Raw genomic sequence first — 16,956 nt, forward strand, 5'->3', positions numbered from 1 at the left:
CGAACGTGACACCCGCTCGGAGGTCTCACACCGGAATCGCCGTGCCCTCGCGGGCGCGGCGCCCGCGCGCCGCCGGGCGCGCTCCGGTGGTACCGCCGCGCCGCCGGATGATCCATTCCGCCAGCACCACGTTGATCAGCCAGGCGGCGGTCATCGTTCCGGTCCGGCCGAAGGTCGTGAGTGGACCGACAGCGGCGAGCCAGGCCATCTGGGTGAAGAACTGGGTACCTGCGCCCATTCCGATGGCGTAGCCGCGGATCATCCAGGCGCGGTGCCGGGCGAAGTCGCGGCGTCGGACCGCTACGAAGCCGAGGACGATCGCGCCCGCCATGGCGACGCTGACCACCACGCGGACGGCGACCAGCGTGTCACTGTCGAGTGGCCCCCGGGCCGGGACCAGGGTCAGCCACAGGCCACTCACCGCGGTGAGCAGCCCGAAGGGAATCAGCACCCGACCGGCGATCCGGTGCCAACCACGGTGCGGCCGACGCGACCGGGGCGTGAACTGGAAGGCGCCGAGGACGCTGAACACGGTCACCGCGACGATGTGGGCCACCAGCGGCAGCGGGGGTGAGGCGATCCGGTCGCCGTCGGGCAGCACCTGGGCGCCGCCGGCCAGTTCGGCCAGGCGGAGGCCGCCGGCCACCACCGGCACCACGCCGAGCACCAGCAGACCGGCGGGAATGAGCCAGGTCGACCTGGCGGAGGCTGTCACAGCTGTGGCATCCCTTCTCGCGGCGACCAGCCCTCCGCCCACTGCCCGTTGCCCGCCCGACACTGGCCGGACGCGGTTTGCGGGTCAGTCGGGAAGGAACCGGCCGCTCCTGTTTCATCGATCCTGGCAACGCGGCGGACCGTACTCATCGCCGTGCGGGCCGGCGTCGTCTCGGCCGATGGACGGGGAAGCTGGTCGTACTTTGGGCCGGGCCGCCGGCCGTGTTCAATCGTGGGGTGGCCATCCGCGTGATCGTCGCCGACGACCAGGAGATCGTCCGTACCGGCCTGACGATGATCCTCAACGCCCAGCCGGACATCGAGGTGGTGGGCGAGGTGGGCGACGGTCACCGAGCCGTCGGACTCGCCCGGCGACTACGCCCGGACGTGTGTCTGTTCGACATCCGGATGCCCGGCGTGGACGGCATCGAGGCCACCCGTCGCCTCGCTGGCCCGGCCGTGCCCGACCCCTTGGCGGTGGTCGTGATCACCACCTTCGACCTCGACGAGTACGTCTACGCCGCGCTCCGCGCCGGAGCGCGTGGTTTCCTGCTCAAGGACGCCGGCGCGGCGCTGCTCACCCAGGCCGTACGGGCTGCCGCCGCCGGAGACGCGCTCATCGCGCCGAACATCACCACCCGGCTGCTCCGAGCCTTCGCCGACGCGGGTCCGGCCGCGCCGCCGCAGCAGCCGGTCGACGCGCTGACGCTGCGGGAGGAGGAGGTGTTGGTGGCTGTCGCGCGGGGTCGCACCAACACCGAGATCGCCGAGGAGTTGCACATCAGCCTCAGCACCGTGAAGACCCACATCGCCAGCCTGATGGTCAAGCTCGGTGTCCGTAACCGGGTGGAGATCGCGATGTGGGCGTACCGGACCGACCGCGTCCGCAACGGTCCGGAGCGCCCGGCGTAGCGCCGCGCCCGGTCCGACGCACGAAGCACCGCAGGGACGCGGCGGGTCTTCATGTGGCGTTCACGGTGCTTGTAGCGCGATGACATTTATTGATCGCGATTTCTGCGAGAATCCTGATGTCGCCTGCCGCGCCCCCAAGCCGGGTTCCCCCACCCGCCGTCGCAGGAGACAGTCAGGAGTCGTCCCGTGGCTCACCTACGCAAGGTGGCGATCGTCTCGGTGGTCGCTGTCGCCCTGTCGGTGGTACTCGTGCCGCCGGCCGCCCATGCCACACCCCCCAACATCCCCTCGTACAGCACGGCGGTGAGCCGGCTGAACTCGCTCACCGTCGCGGCCGAGTCCCACCAGTCCAGCTACAACCGCGACCTCTTCCCGCACTGGATCACCATCACCGGCGCCTGCAACACCCGGGAGCAGGTGCTCAAGCGGGACGGCAGCAACGTCGTGGTGAACTCCAGCTGTTATCCGACCTCCGGGTCCTGGTACAGCCCGTACGACGGGGTGACCCGCACGAACCCCGCCGAGATCTCCATCGACCACGTGGTGCCGCTGGCCGAGGCGTGGCGTTCGGGCGCCTGGGCCTGGAGCACCTCGCATCGCCAGACCTACGCCAACGACCTGGGCGGGCCGGAACTGTGGGCGGTCACCGGCACCGTCAACTCGTCCAAGGGCGACAAGGACCCGGCCGCCTGGAAGCCGCCGCGCGCGGCCTTCCACTGCACCTACGCCCGGGCCTGGATCCAGGTGAAGTGGTACTACGGCCTCACCGTGAACAGCGCGGAGAAGTCGGCGCTGAGCACGATGCTCAACACCTGCTGAGATCCCGCCCGCCAGGGCGGCACCGGTGACCGGGGGCGTGACGTCGACGGACGTCACGCCCCCGTTGCCGTCGTCGTACCGCGTCGGGCAGCCCACCGTACGCGACGAGGGCTTGACACGCGAAGGCATGCAACGTGCAATATGCTGCATGTCTCTCGACACGTTCGACCGCTACCCGTTGCTCTTCGGTCCCAGCCCGGTCCATCCGCTGGACCGGCTGAGTCGCCATCTGGGCGGCGCCCGGATCTGGGCCAAGCGGGAAGACTGCAACAGCGGCCTGGCCTTCGGCGGAAACAAGACCCGCAAGCTGGAGTACCTGCTGCCCGACGCCCTGGCCCTTGGCGCGGACACCCTGGTCAGCATCGGTGGCGTGCAGTCCAATCACACCCGTCAGGTGGCCGCCGTCGCGGCCCGGGCCGGCCTGAAGGCCGTCCTGGTGCAGGAGAGCTGGGTGGACTGGCCGGACCCGGTCAACGACAAGGTCGGCAACATTCTGCTGTCGCGCGTGATGGGGGCCGAGGTGCGCCTCGCGCCGGACGGCTTCGGCATCGGCATCAAGGAGAGCTGGCAGCGGGCGCTGGAGGAGGTCCGGGCCGGCGGTGGCGTGCCGTACGCGATCCCCGCCGGGGCGTCCGACCACCCGCTGGGCGGGCTCGGCTTCGCCAACTGGGCCTACGAGGTCCAGCAACAGGAACGGGAGCTGGGGATCTTCTTCGACACCATCGTCGTGTGCAGCGTCACCGGCAGCACCCAGGCGGGGATGATCGCCGGTTTCGCCGGCCAGGACCGGCCCCGGCGGGTGCTCGGCATCGACGCCTCGGCGAAGCTCGACGAGACCCGGGCCCAGGTGGAGAAGATCGCCCGTGACACCGCTGGACTCATTGGCCTCGGGCGGGATCTGCGCGACGACGAGATCACCGTGCTGGCGGGCTGGGCAGGGGAGCGGTACGGCCTTCCGGTCCAGTCCACCCTGGACGCGATCCGGCTCACCGGTGAGCTGGAAGGCATGATCATCGACCCGGTGTACGAGGGCAAGTCGATGGCGGCGCTGATCGACCTCGTCCGTGCCCGGGACATCCCCGCCGACGCCAACGTTCTCTACGCCCACCTGGGTGGCCAACCCGCGCTGAATGCCTATCACACGCTCTTCGCCTGACCGGACCGCAAGCGCCGGCAGGGGCGCCACCCGGCACCCCTGCCGGTTAGGGTTTTCATGTCCGACAAGATGGAGGGGGCGTCGATGACGGGCAGTGCCCGGCCCGGTGGGGCCGCAGAGGTGTTCGAACAGGCCGCGCCGAACTACGACCGCACCGGAGTCTCCTTCTTCGGTCCGTTCGGTGCCGAGCTCGTCCGGCGCGCCGCCATCCGGCCGGGTGAGCGTGTTCTCGACGTCGGTTGCGGTCGCGGCGCGGTGCTTTTCCCGGCGGCGCACGCCACCGGGCCGACCGGGCACGTCACCGGGATCGACCTGGCTCCGGCCATGGTCGCCCTCACCGCCGAGGACGTCACCCGCGCTGGTCTGACCCACGTCGACGTCCGGGTCGACGACGCGCAGCAGCCCGACTTCCCGCCACGCAGCTTCGACGCCGTCCTGGCCGGGCTGGTCGTCTTCCTGCTCCCGCAGCCGCAACAGGCACTGCGGGCGTACGCTCGGCTGTTGCGGTCGTCCGGCCGCCTGGTGATCAGCACCTTCGGTGCCCAGGATCCGGCCTTCGTCGCCGCCACCGACGCCCTGGCGGCGCATCTGCCGACCGACCAGGCCCGGCCGGCGCGGCCGGCCGGCCCGTTCGCCGACGAGCAGGCGATCACCGCCACCATGGACGGTGCCGGCCTCACCGTCACCTCGATCGTCGCGCACCGGATCGAGAGCCGGTTCGACGACGTCGACCACTGGGTGCGGTGGATGTGGTCACACGGCGGACGGGCGTTGCTGCAACACCTACCGGCGGACCGCCTGCCCGCCGCGACCGCCGACGCCGCGCAGGCGCTGGACGCCGCCCGCGATGCTGGCGGCGGCTTGTCGCTGACCACCGAGATCCGGATCACCGTGGCGGTACCCGCCGACCGGACGGGTGACCTGCCCCCGCCGTCGCACGTCTGATGCCTCAGCCGCCGCGGCGATGGCGGTCCGGCTGCCGAAGCCGTCGGTGCCGCCCGGTGGGTCAGCCGTCGGTGAGGCGGTCGGCGCGAGCGTTGAGGTAACGCTGCTGCGCCAGGTTGGCGGCCCGCGCGGCGGCTGTCCGGTACTCGGCGCGGGCCGCCGCCGGGTCGCCGCGCCGCTCCAGCAAATGCGCGCGTACGGCGGGCAGCCTCGGATCCCGGGCCAGCCGACCGTCTGCGGCCACCCGGTCGACAAGCGTCAGTCCCGCGTCGGGACCGTCCGTCATGGCCACCGCGACGGCGTGGTTCAGCGCGACCAGGGGGTTGCTGTCCATCTCCGTCAGCACCTCGTACAGCGCCGCGATCTGCGGCCAGTCGGTCTCGTCCGGGCTCGGCGCCTCGTCGTGCAGGGCAGCGATGGCGGCCTGGACCTGGTACGGCCCGGGGCGTCCCCGGCGCAGCGCCTCGACCACAAGCGCTGTGCCCTCGGTGATCTGATCGGCCCGCCAGCGGGAACGGTCCTGCTCGGCCATCGGCACCAGTTCGCCGTGCGGCCCGGTGCGTGCCGGCGCGCGGGCGTCGGTGAGCAGCAGCAACGCCAGCAGCCCGGTCACCTCCGCGGCGTCGGGCAGCATCCGACGCAGCAGCCGGGTCAGCCGGATCGCCTCGGCACACAGGTCAGCGCGGAGCAGTCCGGGCCCGGAGGTGCTCGCGTACCCCTCGTTGAAGATCAGGTAGAGCACCCGGAGCACGGCCGTGAGGCGCGTCGGAACCTCGGCCGGGTCGGGCATCGCGAAGGGCAGGCCACTGTCGCGGATCCGCTGCTTGCCCCGGCTGATCCGCCGGGTCATGGTCTGCTCCGGCACCAGGAACGCCCGGGCCACCTCCGCCGTGCTCAGCCCGCCGACCGCCCGGAGGGTCAACGCGATCTGCGCGGGCGGGGGGAGCGACGGATGGCAGCACAGGAACAGCAGGATCAGGGTGTCGTCGGAATCCGCGATCCGTTCACCCGGCGGTGGTAGCCGCCATTCGGCCAGCACCCGCCGGCCGACGAGGTCCTCCCGTTGGCGTCGCGCCTGCTCGGCCCGGAGCAGGTCGGTGAGTCGCCGCGACGCCACCGTGATCAGCCAGGCCCGAGGGTTGGCCGGTACGCCGTCGCGGGGCCAGGCGGTGGCCGCGGCGATCAGCGCCTCCTGGGTGGCGTCCTCGGCGGTGTCGAAGTGCCCGTAGCGGCGCACGAGCGCGCCGAGGACCTGCGGCGCCAGCCGGCGTAGCAGGTCCTCGACGGTCGGCTCACCCATCAGACGAGATCGTCGACGCCCTCGGCGATCGGGCGGACATCGACGTACTCGCCCGGGTTGTCGGGGTTCACCAGCATGGCGGCGATCTCGGCGGCCCGGTCGAAGCTGGCGCACTCGACCACCGTGTACCCGGCGAGGACCTCCTGCGTCTCCGGGTACGGACCGTCGGTGACCATCGCAGCGCCGTCGCGCATCTGGACCCGGCGGGCGTGCACCGGCGCGGTCAGCCCCTGAGCGTCCACCAGCTCACCGGAGTCGGCAAGATCCTGGTGCACCCTGCCCATGTGCTCGTGCATCGCGGCCACCTCTTCGGCCGACATCGCCGGTCGGTCGGAGCCGTGCCCGGCCATCGCGTCGTAGTCCCGCTGCGAGCCGTACAGCATGATCATGTATTTCACGGGGTCTCCCTCTCGCGTCCGCCACCATCGCCGGTGCCGGTTCACCGGGGACGTCGGAGCCGGGCGTCCGTTCCGGACACCGACCACCGCACCCTAGGTGTGTTTCATCCGACCGGCCCGAGAGACTCGGATGAAACACGCCGGCAGGCGGGCAACTGAACCGGACGGGGCGGTAAGGCGTACCTGACGGCAACGGGCGTGACGGTCGTACCGTCGGGGTACTGGACCGGCGACGTCGAGGCGGGAGGAGCACGGTGGCGGCAGGTGGGCGAGGGCGACGCCGGGGCAGGCTCGCCGGCCTGGCGGTAGCGCTGGTGGCGGCGGCCGCCTGCATGGTGGAGCCGGTCGGTGGACCGGCGGACCCGGGCGGGCAGCGGCAGCCGGCCGAGCCGACGGCCGAGGTGACCCGTGCCGACGGCACCGACACGGTGGAGGAGTTCCGGCAGGACGTGGCCGACGCGCAGCGGCTCGCCGAGGTGTACTGGGCCGACCAGTTCGAGGCGTCGGAGCAGTCCTTCCGGCCGATCCGGCAGGTCATTCCGTACCAGCGCGACGGTGAGGTTTCCTGCGGCGGGCAGGAGGTGCCCCGCAACAACGCGGTCTACTGCACCATCGACGACTACATCGCGTACGACATCAACTGGTCCTTCGGCGCCTTCCGGCAGATCGGTGACGCGTTCGTGTTCTATCTGCTCGGCCACGAGTACGCGCACGGCATCCAGACCCGGCTGGGCATCCGGTACAACTTCACCATCCAGCAGGAGTTGCAGGCCGACTGCATGGCCGGGGCGTTCCTCGGCGACTCGGTACGGGCCGGCCGGCTCACCCTGGAGGAAGGCGACCTCGACGAGTTCAACGAGGGACTGCTGGCCGTCGGCGACGACCCCGGCCAACCATGGTTCGCCGAGGGCTCCCACGGCACCCCCGAGCAGCGGACCGAGGCGTTCTTCCGCGGCTACGAACGATCCCTGGCCGCCTGCGACCTCGGTTGAGAAAGGTCACTGCGCCGGGCGCGGAAGCACCGTCGGCTGACAGGATTCACCGGTTACCCGAGCCCGAGGAGGATCCGGTGAGCAGCAACCGTCCAGCCGCCGTGCTCTTCGACATGGACGGCACCCTGGTCGACAGCGAGCGGTTGTGGGACGTCGCGTTGGCCGAACTCGCCCGGCACTACGGCGGCGACCTCTCCGCCGACGCCCGCCGGGCGATCGTCGGCACGGGCATGGCCGACTCGATGCGCATCCTGCACGACGACCTGGGGCAGCCGCACCGGGATCCGCAGACCAGCGCGGAGTGGATCAACGCGCGGATCCTGGAGCTGTTCCGCACCGGGCTGCAGTGGCGGCCGGGGGCGCTGGCGCTGCTCGGCGCGGTCCGGCAGGCGCGGATCCCGACGGCCCTGGTCACCTCCAGCGGGCGGGCACTTGTCGAGATCGCCCTGGACACCCTCGGCCGGGACAGCTTCGACGTGGTGGTCTGCGGTGACGAGGTCGACTCGACCAAGCCGCACCCGGAGCCCTACCTGACGGCCGCCCGGCTGCTCGGAGTGCCCATCGACAGGTGCGTGGCGATCGAGGACTCGGCGACCGGGGTGGCCAGCGCGGTCGCCGCCGGGGCCGCGGTGCTGGCCGTACCCGCCGAGGTGCCGCTGGCGCCGGCCGACGGCGTACACCAGTTGGAGAGCCTGCTGCTGGCGGATCTGGACCTGCTGGCGGGGCTGCTGCGCCGAACCCCCGCCTGACACCGTCCGGCTGATCTGCTGGACGCGCAGCGCAAGGCCCCTGCCACCGGATCGGTGACAGGGGCCGTTGCTTCGGCGGTGCCTCAGTCGTGGGCGATGGCGCCCAGCACGTTGATCCGGGCGGCCCGGATCGCCGGCAGCGCCGCCGCGATCACCCCGATGATCGCGGCCAGGCCGAGGAAGACACCCATCTGGCCCCACGGCAGCACCAGCTTGGTGATTCCCTCGTCGCGCAGGGCCTCCACCACCGCGGCACCCAGGCCGGCACCGACCACGACGCCGAGCAGCGCGCCGAACACCGAGATCACCACCGCCTCCACGGTGATCATCCCCATGGTCTGCGACCGGCGCAGGCCGATGGCACGCAACAGACCCAGCTCCCGGGTCCGCTCCAGCACCGACAGGGCGAGGGTGTTGATGATGCCGAGCACCGCGATCACGATGGCCAGCGCCAGCAGGATCTGGATCATCTGGAGCAGCCCGTCGAGCTGCCCGGCCTGCTGCTCGATGAACGCGTCCCGGTCGGCCACCGACACCTCCGGACTGTCCGTCAGCAGCGCCTCCACCTGGGGCAGCACGTCGGCCGCCCGTACTCCGGGCTCCAGCTGGATGTAGCCCTGGATGGGCTGCGGGATGGCGAAGTCACGCGCCGCCTCGGCGGGCAACGTCACGCCGCCGAACAGCGGGGTGCTCTCGTAGATGCCGGTGACCGTGTAGGTGCGTTCCTCGCCACGGGCCAACTGCACCGGCACCGTCGAGCCGACCGACAGGCCACGCGACTCCGCCGCGTCAGAACTGATCAACATCTGGCCCGGCCCCAGCCGCCCGATGTCCCCGGCGGTGGCGGTCGCGCCGAACATCTCCACCAGCGCGCTCGGTTCGCTGCTGGCACCGACCCAGGTACGCTCGCCGCCGACCAGCGCCATGTCGCCGTACTCGCCGTCGACGAGGCGGACACCAGGGATCGCCTTCGCCTCGTCCAGGACCGCCGGGTCGAACGTCGGCGGGCGCGGACCCGACTGCGCCCCGGCGATCACCAGCTCGGCGCTGATGCTGTCCTGCGCCAGCCCGCTGATGCTGCTCTTGGCCGAGTCCAGGATCACCGTGATGCCGGTGACCAGGGCGATCCCCACCATCAACGCGGCGGCGGTGATCGCGGTGCGGCGCGGGTTGCGACCGGAGTTGAGCCGACCCAGCTTGCCCGGCACCCAGCCGGAGAAAACCGTGCCCAGCGCCGCCACCACCGGACGACTGATCAGCGGCGTCAGCAGGGCCACCCCGATGAACGAGAACAGCACGCCACCGAGAATTGTGGCCAGCGTGCTGCCACCGGCGTACCCGCCCAGGCCGAGGAAGAGCAGGGTGGCGCCGATCGCGGTGACCAGTGCGCCGCCGACGGTCACCTTTGTCAACGGCCGGTCCGGCGTGGCCACGTCCTGCATCGCCGCGATCGGTGGGATCCGCGCGGCCCGCAGCGCCGGCAGCAGCGCCGCCAGCACCGTGATCACCAGACCGACGCCGAACGCGCCGATCACCGCCGACGCCGGCACCGCGACCCCGGCCAGGGCCAGCCCACCGGCGAGGTTGCCGAACAGGTACGCCAGCAGCGCGCCGATGCCGATGCCAGCGGCCAGGCCGAACACCGAGGCGATCAACCCGACGGCGACCGCCTCCAGCACCACCGAGCCGATGATCTGCTTGCCGCTGGCGCCGACGGCCCGCAGCAACGCCAGTTCCCGGGTGCGCTGCGCCACGATGATCGAGAACGTGTTGAGGATCAGGAACGTCCCGACCAGCAGGGCCACCGCGGCGAAGCCGAGCAGGATGCGGTTGAAGAAGGACAGCCCCTCTTTCAGGCCGGCGGCGGCCTCGGCGGAGAGCTGCTCGCCGGTCTTGACCACATAGCCGTCGCCGACAGCCGTGGCCACCGCGTCGCGCAGCTGGTCGTCGGAGACGCCGTCGGCGGCGGTGACCACGATGTTGCTGAACACGTCCGACTCGCCGAGCATCAGCTGCTGCGCCACGGGGGTGGTGAACATGACCTCGTTGGCGCCGCCGAGGGAGTCGCGGTCACCGCTGTAGCCGAAGATGCCGACGATCGTGAAATCCTGGCGCGGCTGGAGGGTGAGCACCCCCACCCGGTCGCCGAGCGCCACCCGGCCGGCGTCCGCCAACCCCTTGTTGATCACGATCTCGTCGTCGGCCTGCGGTGCCCGGCCCTCCCGCAACCGCACCAGGTCGCTCTCACCGGTCCAGTTGCCGCCCAACTGCGGCGGCCCGAAGGAGGTGACGGCCTTGCCGTTGCTGCCGATCAACCGGGCCCCGTCGACGGCGACCACCCCGGTGGCCTCGGCCACCCCGTCCACCGCACGCACCGTCTCCAACGTGGCGGCCGGGAACGGGCTGGCGAGCTGCTCACCCTCCATCTCGCCGAGTTCCAGCTTCGGCTTGGCGGCCACGTTGACGTCGACCTCGGCGTACGCGTCGGCGAACAGCGAGTCGAAGGAGCGGCCCAGGGTGTCGGTGAGGACGAAGGCGCCGGAGACGAACATCACGCCGAGCACCACGGCCAGGCCGGACAGGATCAGCCGGACCTTGCGGGCCAGCAGACTCTTCAAGGTTGCCCGGAACATCAGCCGGCCACCTCGGCGGGCGTGTCCAGCTTCTTCATCGTGTCCAGCACCGTGTCCGCGGTCGGCTCGATCAACTCCGAGACGATCTGGCCGTCGGCGAGGAACACCACCCGGTCGGCGTACGCGGCGGCCGTCGGATCGTGGGTGACCATGACGATGGTCTGCCCGTGCTGGCGTACCGAGTTGCGCAGGAAGTTCAACACCTCCGCGCCGGAACGCGAGTCGAGGTTGCCGGTCGGCTCGTCCGCGAAGATCACCTCGGGGCGGGCGACCAGGGCCCGGGCGCACGCCACCCGCTGCTGCTGGCCGCCGGACAACTGCGCCGGCCGGTGACCCAGCCGGTCCCGCAGACCCACCGTGTCGATCACGACGTCGAACCAGGCCGGGTCCGGCTTGCGCCCGGCGATCGAGAGCGGGAGCAGGATGTTCTCCTTGGCGGTCAACGTCGGCAGCAGGTTGAACTGCTGGAAGATGAAGCCGACCTTGTCGCGGCGTAGCTTCGTCAGACCCGCGTCACCGAGCCCGGTGACGGTGGTGTCGCCGATCGCCACCGTGCCCCGGGTGACCGAGTCCAACCCGGCCAGGCAGTGCATCAACGTCGACTTGCCGGAACCCGACGGGCCCATGATCGCTGTGAACCGTCCGCGCTCGAACTCCGCGCTGACCCCCCGCAGGGCGATGACCTGCGCCTCGCCGCTGCCGTACACCTTCCACACGTCGCTCGCCCGGGCTGCGGCCGATGCCGGCTGGCCTGTGGTAGCGGTCACGTCACGTACCTCTCCGTCGCGGTCTGCTCGCACCGCCCCCGCTGGTCCGGTGCGAGTCCATCATCTGTGCTGCCCACCGCCGATCCGTCCGACTCCGGGCGGAGCCGAAGCGGATTTCCGGCTGCGGGTACCCCCCAACCGAAGTCAGGGTTGTCCCCGACTCCGGCAGCTGTCGCTCATCTGCCGTCGGTGGTCATGGTCATCCTGGACGTTGCCGTCGCGTGAGGGTCAACCGATTTCCGCCGCAGGTCGTCACGGTAGGTGACGGATGCAACGACGGCGTTAACCCCCAGGTCGGACCAGGCCCGACTCGTACGCCAGCACCACCGCCTGCACCCGGTCGCGTAGCCCGAGCTTGGTCAGCACATGTCCGACGTGCGTCTTGATGGTGGTCTCGCTCACCGACAGCGCCCGGGCGATCTCGGCGTTCGACAGGCCGCGGGCGACCTGCACGAGCACCTCCCGCTCCCGTTCGGTGAGCGCGCCCAACGCCTTCGGCGGCGTCGCGGACGGATCCGGCAGCACGTCGGCGAAGCGGTCCAGCAGCCGACGCAGGATCCGCGGCGCCACCACCGCGTCGCCGGCGGCCACCGTGTGGATCGCGGTGACCAGATCCTCCGCCGGCACGTCCTTGGCCAGGAACCCGCTCGCCCCGGCCCGCAGCGCACCCACCACGTACTCGTCGAGGTCGAAGGTGGTCAGAATGAGCACCCGCACCGGCAGCCGGGCATCCACGATCGCCCGGGTGGCGCTCACCCCGTCCATCCTCGGCATCCGAATGTCCATCAGCACCACGTCCGGCAGCAACCGACGGGACAGCTCCACCGCCTCCACCCCGTCGCCGGCCTCCGCGACGATGTCCAGGTCGGTCTCCGCGCCGAGGACCATCCGGAAGCCGGTACGCAGCAGCGGCTGGTCGTCGGCGAGCAGGATCCGCACCGGCCGGGCCTGCCCCGTCGAATCGGCCATCTGATCCTCCCTGTCGACTGCACCGCTCACCAGGCCCACCTCACCGCCGGCTCGTCTCGGGCAGCGGCTCGACCGGAATCCGGGCGTACACCCGGTAGCCGCCGCCGCTGCGCGCGCCGGTGCGCAGGACCCCACCGTAGAGGCCGACCCGTTCCCGCATCCCGACCAGGCCGTGTCCGATCCGATCGGTGTCCGGTGACGGCCCGCGACCGGTGTCGGTGACCTCGACCTCCACCGCATCGCCACCGAAACCCACCCGCACCTGCGCGGTCGCCGACCCGGCATGCTTGAGGGCGTTCGTCAGCGCCTCCTGCACGATCCGGTACACGGTCAGCGCCACCCCCTCCTCCAACTGCCCCGGCGTTCCTGCCACGGTCAACGTCACCGGCAGCCCGGCCTCCCGGACCTGATCGGCGAGCGTCGCGATACCGGCCAGACCCGGCTGCGGCGCCAGCTCCGCCGCCGGCTCGGCCTCGGTACGCAGCACGTCCAGCAGCCGGCGCAGCTCCCGCAGCGTCGCCCGGCTGGTCTCCTCGATCGTGGCCATCGCCTCGTCGGCGCTGTCCGGGTCACGGCGCAGCACCCGCCGCACCCCGGTCGCCAACACCCCCATCACGCTGACGTGGTGGGCCACCACGTCGTGCAACTCCCGGGCGATCCGGCGCCGCTCGTCCGCGACCGCCTGTTCGGCAAGCGCCCGCTGGTTGGCCTCGGCGACCCGGGCCCGTTCCCGCAGTGCCTCGGTCGAGGAGCGCCGCGCGTGCACCGTGCGCCCCACCGAGAACGACACGATCCCCACCAGGATGCTGTTGGCGATCAGGAACGCCGAACTGACCTGCGGAACACCCTCCGGCGGCACCAGGGCGTTCACCACGGCCACCGGAAGCCACAACCCCACCGCCGCCACCAGCGCCGGCCGCACCGGACGGTAGGCCGCCATCGTGTAGGTGAGCACCACGAAGGTGAGACTCTGCGTGTTCGGCGCCACCTCGATGACGAAGGACGGCAGCAGCGTCGCCAACGCGGCGAGCAGCGCCGGCCACGGCGCTACCCGGCGCAGCACGACCGGTGCCGCGCACACCACGCTCCACCCCAGCGTCGCCGGCAGTGGTCGCGGCCAGAGCTCCCGGGGAGCCAGCAGGGTGAACACGACCTCCGCCAGGACCAGGCCGACGGCCAGCAGCGCGTCACCGGCCGCCGGATTGCGACGCAGCCACTGCCTCAGCGCGTTACCCACGCCCCGACGCTAGCCGCCCGCGCCGCTGAAAGATCGTCTTGTGTGGTGACTCGTCCCTCATCCCCGGGAAGGAGAACGGCTACTCGTCGGCGCCGGGCGGCGCGGGGGTGGACCGGGCGTCGCGCAGCGGATCGGGCGTCGCCGTCGGCTCCGGGAAGGGCGGCGGCGTCCCCCCGTAGCTGGGGCAACGGGCCTGGTGGCTGCACCAGTCGCACAGCCGGCTCGGCCGGGGCCGGAAATCGCGGGCGGCGGTGGCCTGCTCGATCGCCCGCCACAACGCCACCACCGTCCGCTCGAAGCGCACCAGCTCCTCGGCCTCGGGGGCGTAGTCGCACACCTCGGCATCCTTGAGGTAGAGCAGGCGCAGCACCCGGGGCACCACGCCCCGGGTGCGCCACAGGACCAGGGCGTAGAACTTCAACTGGAACAGGGCCCGCGCCTCGAACGCCTCCCGTGGGGCGCCGCCGGTCTTGTAGTCCACCACCCGCAGCGCACCGTCAGGAGCCACGTCGAGCCGGTCGAGATAGCCGCGAATCAGCAGCTCGTCGTCGACCACGGCGGAGATCAGGCTTTCCCGCTCCGCCGGCTCCAGCCGACGCGGGTCCTCCACCGCGAAGTAGCCGCCCAGCAGGGCCGACGCCGAACTGAGGAACTCCGCCACGGCGGCCGGGTCGTCATCGGGGAACAGCCCGGCCAACTCCGGCTGCTCGGTGACCAGGCGGTCCCACTGGCCGGGGACGAGATCACCGGCGGCCTCCGGCGTGCGGGCGGCCGGCGCCAGGTCGAACAACCGCTCCAACACCGCGTGCACCAGCGTGCCGCGAGCCTGCTCCACGCTGGGCCGCTCGGGCAGCCGGTCGATGCTGCGGAACCGGTAGAGCAGCGGGCACGTCTTGAAATCCGCCGCCCGCGACGGTGACAGCGAGGCCCGCACCGTCGCCGGCAGCTCGGTCGGGGTCGGGGCCTGCTGAGTGATCACCGGATCCGCCGTCATGCCCCGGAAGGTTAGGCCACCGGTATGACAGGCCGACCGCCGCCGCTCCGGTACGTGATCTCCCGCCGCGTAGCATCAGCCCGATGGAACAGCGCAGGCGACCACGGGCCGGCCAGCGCCCCGGCATGCGGGTGGGCCGGATTCTCGGGGTGCCGCTCTACCTGAACGGCTCGATCCTGCTGCTCGCCCTCCTGATCACGGTCCTGTACGGCGAACTGGCCGGCCAACGACTGCAACTGTCCCCGCTCGGCGGCTACCTCGTCGGCGCCGGTTTCGTCCTCGCGCTGCTCGGCTCGGTGCTGGCCCACGAACTCGGCCACGCCCTCACCGCCCGTCGCTTCGGCATCGGGGTGCGCGGAATCACCCTGGAACTGCTCGGCGGCTACACCGAGATGGACCGCGACGCACCCTCGCCACGGGTGGACCTGCTGGTGTCGCTGGCCGGGCCGGCCGTCTCCGCCGTACTCGGCGCGGCCGCCGTCGCCGCGACGCTGGCCCTGCCCGACCGTACCGTGGCCGACCAGCTCGCCTTTCAACTCGCGGCGAGCAACGTCATCGTCGCGCTGTTCAACATCCTGCCCGGGTTGCCGCTGGACGGCGGTCGGGCGCTGCGGGCGGTGGTCTGGGCGTTGACCCGGGACCGGCACCGGGCCACCGAGGTCGCCGGTTGGGCCGGACGGATCCTCGCCGTCGGCACCGCGTTGCTGGTGGCCGCGCTCTACGCGATCGACGTGCTGAGCCTGCTGGCCCTGCCGCTGACGGCACTTGTCGCCCTCACGCTCTGGCACGGCGCCGGACAGTCGATCCGGATGTCCCGCATCGGCCGGCGGCTTCCGCTTGTCGATCTGGCCACCCTCGCCCGTCCGGTGCACACCGTGCCCACCGGCACCCCGCTGGCCGAGGCGCAGCGCCGTGCCGCACAGACGCACCCGACCACCGAGCCGCAGCACCCGGCCGCGTTGCTGGTCACCGACTCCACCGGCCGGCCGGTGGCCCTGGTCGACCCGGCCGCCGCCGCGGCGGTGCCGGAGGCCCGCCGCCCCTGGCTGGCCGTGGACGCGGTCGCCCGCACCCTCGCCGACCTGCCGGCCATGCCGGTGGACACGGACGGCGAACGGGTGCTGGAGACCGTGCAGACCCACCCGGGCGCACAGTACGTCGTGACGGCAGGCGAAGATGTCGTCGGCGTTCTGCACATCGCGGATCTGGCTCAACTGCTCGAACCTCACCGGAAGATGAACACGTGACCGTCACCCACTCCGCCAACCCGGCCAGCGACCTGCCCGAGCAGAAGGTGGAGCCGCCCGCCGTGCGGCGTGGGCCGTTCCAACCCGGCGACCGGGTGCAGCTGACCGACCCCAAGGGGCGGATGCACACGGTGACCCTGGAGCCGGGCAAGGAGTTCCACACCCACCGCGGCATCCTGGCGCACGATGCGCTGATCGGCCTGCCCGACGGCAGCGTGGTCACCACCTCCGGCGGCGGCACCGCATTCCTGGCGTTGCGCCCGCTGCTGTCGGACTACGTGCTTTCCATGCCCCGGGGCGCCCAGGTGATCTATCCCAAGGACGCCGCGCAGATCGTCGCCATGGGTGACATCTTCCCCGGGGCCAAGGTCCTCGAGGCCGGCGCCGGCTCCGGAGCGCTGAGCTGCTCGTTGCTGCGCGCGGTCGGCACCGCCGGAGAACTGCACTCCTACGAGCTCCGCGAGGACTTCGCCCAGATCGCCCGACGGAACGTCGAGTCGTTCTTCCACGGCTCGCACCCCGCCTGGCACCTGCACGTCGGTGATGTCGCCGAGTGCCGCGAGACCGGTTTCGACCGGATCATCCTGGACATGCTCACCCCCTGGGAGAACCTCGACATGGTCGAGCGCGCGCTGCTGCCCGGCGGCGTGTTCATCGGCTACGTGGCCACCACCCCGCAGCTGTCCGAGCTGGTGGAGGCCCTGCGCGAGCGCGGCGGCTGGACCGAGCCGCGGGCCTGGGAGTCACTGGTCCGGGACTGGCACGCCGAAGGGCTGGCGGTCCGCCCCGACCACCGGATGATCGCCCACACCGCCTTCCTCGTCTCCGCGCGTAAGCTCGCCCCGGGAGTCACCGCCCCGCCCCGGCGTCGCAAACCCAGCAAGGGCACCGAGGCGTACGCGCAACGCCGCCAGGCGCTACGCGAGGTGGAGGCGGCCCGGCAGGCGGCCGTACCGCCACACGAGGCGTCCGCCGAGCAGACACGACCCGACGTGGCGCAGGAGACGGACAGGCCGTGACGGCGGAGGTGATCCGATGAGTGAGCGTCAGCGAGCGAATCATCAACTCAGCGCCTCAGTGCCTCATGCTGGTCCGCAGCGCAATGTCGGCCCGCAGCGCAGCGG

General features: G+C 71.7%; 16 protein-coding genes. 8 read left to right on the top strand and 8 right to left on the bottom strand.

Going from position 1 to position 16,956, the window contains the following annotated elements; translation table 11 throughout:
• Window positions 1–25: 25 nt before the first annotated feature.
• Window positions 26–715: a DUF2306 domain-containing protein gene (locus Vse01_RS09385; RefSeq protein WP_093406031.1), complete on the bottom strand. Its 690-nt coding sequence runs from the start codon at window positions 713–715 to the stop codon at window positions 26–28.
• A gap of 236 nt (window positions 716–951) precedes the next feature.
• On the opposite strand from Vse01_RS09385, the gene Vse01_RS09390 reads away from it, so the two are divergent.
• From Vse01_RS09390 to Vse01_RS09405, 4 genes are all read left to right on the top strand, one after another.
• Complete coding sequence (locus Vse01_RS09390) at window positions 952–1,626, top strand: response regulator transcription factor (RefSeq protein WP_093406167.1); 675 nt, start codon at window positions 952–954, stop codon at window positions 1,624–1,626.
• Window positions 1,627–1,812: 186 nt separating this feature from the next.
• Window positions 1,813–2,445 carry an HNH endonuclease family protein gene (locus tag Vse01_RS09395; RefSeq protein WP_093406029.1) on the top strand — a complete coding sequence of 211 codons (633 nt, stop codon included), beginning with the start codon at window positions 1,813–1,815 and terminating at the stop codon, window positions 2,443–2,445.
• A gap of 148 nt (window positions 2,446–2,593) precedes the next feature.
• The gene (locus tag Vse01_RS09400) at window positions 2,594–3,601 is read left to right on the top strand and encodes a 1-aminocyclopropane-1-carboxylate deaminase (RefSeq protein ID WP_093406026.1); all 1,008 of its coding nucleotides are present in this window, start codon (window positions 2,594–2,596) and stop codon (window positions 3,599–3,601) included.
• 84 nt (window positions 3,602–3,685) lie between these two features.
• The gene (locus tag Vse01_RS09405) at window positions 3,686–4,546 is read left to right on the top strand and encodes a class I SAM-dependent methyltransferase (protein WP_093406165.1); all 861 of its coding nucleotides are present in this window, start codon (window positions 3,686–3,688) and stop codon (window positions 4,544–4,546) included.
• A 61-nt stretch (window positions 4,547–4,607) separates the two neighbouring features.
• Here Vse01_RS09405 and Vse01_RS09410 read toward each other — a convergent pair whose 3' ends face one another.
• Together Vse01_RS09410 and Vse01_RS09415 are read right to left on the bottom strand one after the other, a co-directional pair.
• On the bottom strand, window positions 4,608–5,846 hold the full coding sequence (locus Vse01_RS09410) for an RNA polymerase sigma factor (RefSeq protein WP_093406024.1): 1,239 nt from the start codon (window positions 5,844–5,846) through the stop codon (window positions 4,608–4,610).
• A complete protein-coding gene (locus Vse01_RS09415; protein ID WP_232511300.1) occupies window positions 5,846–6,235 on the bottom strand; it encodes a YciI family protein in 390 nt (129 codons plus the stop codon). Before Vse01_RS09415 ends, Vse01_RS09410 begins: the two co-directional genes overlap by 1 nt.
• Before the next feature lie 230 nt (window positions 6,236–6,465).
• Here Vse01_RS09415 and Vse01_RS09420 point away from each other — a divergent pair, with 230 nt between their 5' ends.
• Both Vse01_RS09420 and Vse01_RS09425 read left to right on the top strand, forming a co-directional pair.
• Complete coding sequence (locus Vse01_RS09420) at window positions 6,466–7,236, top strand: neutral zinc metallopeptidase (protein ID WP_093406018.1); 771 nt, start codon at window positions 6,466–6,468, stop codon at window positions 7,234–7,236.
• A 101-nt stretch (window positions 7,237–7,337) separates the two neighbouring features.
• Window positions 7,338–7,985 carry an HAD family hydrolase gene (locus Vse01_RS09425; RefSeq protein ID WP_093406162.1) on the top strand — a complete coding sequence of 216 codons (648 nt, stop codon included), beginning with the start codon at window positions 7,338–7,340 and terminating at the stop codon, window positions 7,983–7,985.
• Between the two features lie 83 nt (window positions 7,986–8,068).
• On the opposite strand, the gene Vse01_RS09430 is transcribed toward Vse01_RS09425, so the two are convergent.
• The 5 genes from Vse01_RS09430 to Vse01_RS09450 form a co-directional block, all read right to left on the bottom strand.
• Window positions 8,069–10,618: an ABC transporter permease gene (locus Vse01_RS09430; RefSeq protein ID WP_093406016.1), complete on the bottom strand. Its 2,550-nt coding sequence runs from the start codon at window positions 10,616–10,618 to the stop codon at window positions 8,069–8,071.
• Window positions 10,618–11,385, bottom strand: a complete 768-nt coding sequence (locus tag Vse01_RS09435; protein WP_093406160.1) for an ABC transporter ATP-binding protein — start codon at window positions 11,383–11,385, stop codon at window positions 10,618–10,620. The genes Vse01_RS09430 and Vse01_RS09435 overlap by 1 nt, the downstream gene beginning before the upstream one ends.
• Before the next feature lie 282 nt (window positions 11,386–11,667).
• Window positions 11,668–12,354 (bottom strand): response regulator, encoded by a 687-nt coding sequence (locus Vse01_RS09440; RefSeq protein ID WP_093406157.1) that lies wholly within the window; start codon window positions 12,352–12,354, stop codon window positions 11,668–11,670.
• A gap of 40 nt (window positions 12,355–12,394) precedes the next feature.
• Complete coding sequence (locus Vse01_RS09445) at window positions 12,395–13,591, bottom strand: sensor histidine kinase (protein ID WP_093406013.1); 1,197 nt, start codon at window positions 13,589–13,591, stop codon at window positions 12,395–12,397.
• 79 nt (window positions 13,592–13,670) lie between these two features.
• The gene (locus Vse01_RS09450) at window positions 13,671–14,585 is read right to left on the bottom strand and encodes a RecB family exonuclease (protein WP_093406011.1); all 915 of its coding nucleotides are present in this window, start codon (window positions 14,583–14,585) and stop codon (window positions 13,671–13,673) included.
• 83 nt (window positions 14,586–14,668) lie between these two features.
• Between Vse01_RS09450 and Vse01_RS09455 the strand changes: the two genes are divergently transcribed.
• Both Vse01_RS09455 and Vse01_RS09460 read left to right on the top strand, forming a co-directional pair.
• Complete coding sequence (locus Vse01_RS09455) at window positions 14,669–15,832, top strand: site-2 protease family protein (RefSeq protein WP_139233156.1); 1,164 nt, start codon at window positions 14,669–14,671, stop codon at window positions 15,830–15,832.
• A 32-nt stretch (window positions 15,833–15,864) separates the two neighbouring features.
• Window positions 15,865–16,851, top strand: coding sequence for a tRNA (adenine-N1)-methyltransferase (locus Vse01_RS09460; protein WP_232511299.1), 987 nt, complete (start codon window positions 15,865–15,867; stop codon window positions 16,849–16,851).
• The last annotated feature ends 105 nt before the right edge of the window (window positions 16,852–16,956 follow it).

Origin of the sequence: Micromonospora sediminimaris, assembly GCF_016863575.1 — a bacterium.
GTDB classification, from domain to species: domain Bacteria; phylum Actinomycetota; class Actinomycetes; order Mycobacteriales; family Micromonosporaceae; genus Micromonospora; species Micromonospora sediminimaris.

Bases quoted from the DNA above. Each gene is read 5' to 3' on its own strand.
- Vse01_RS09405 (WP_093406165.1), top strand. From the start codon at position 3,686: ATGACGGGCAGTGCCCGGCCCGGTGGGGCCGCAGAGGTGTTCGAACAG.
- Vse01_RS09415 (WP_232511300.1), bottom strand. From the start codon at position 6,235: ATGATCATGCTGTACGGCTCGCAGCGGGACTACGACGCGATGGCCGGG.
- Vse01_RS09410 (WP_093406024.1), bottom strand. From the start codon at position 5,846: ATGGGTGAGCCGACCGTCGAGGACCTGCTACGCCGGCTGGCGCCGCAG.
- Vse01_RS09450 (WP_093406011.1), bottom strand. From the start codon at position 14,585: ATGACGGCGGATCCGGTGATCACTCAGCAGGCCCCGACCCCGACCGAG.
- Vse01_RS09400 (WP_093406026.1), top strand. From the start codon at position 2,594: ATGTCTCTCGACACGTTCGACCGCTACCCGTTGCTCTTCGGTCCCAGC.
- Vse01_RS09430 (WP_093406016.1), bottom strand. From the start codon at position 10,618: ATGTTCCGGGCAACCTTGAAGAGTCTGCTGGCCCGCAAGGTCCGGCTG.
- Vse01_RS09440 (WP_093406157.1), bottom strand. From the start codon at position 12,354: ATGGCCGATTCGACGGGGCAGGCCCGGCCGGTGCGGATCCTGCTCGCC.
- Vse01_RS09455 (WP_139233156.1), top strand. From the start codon at position 14,669: ATGGAACAGCGCAGGCGACCACGGGCCGGCCAGCGCCCCGGCATGCGG.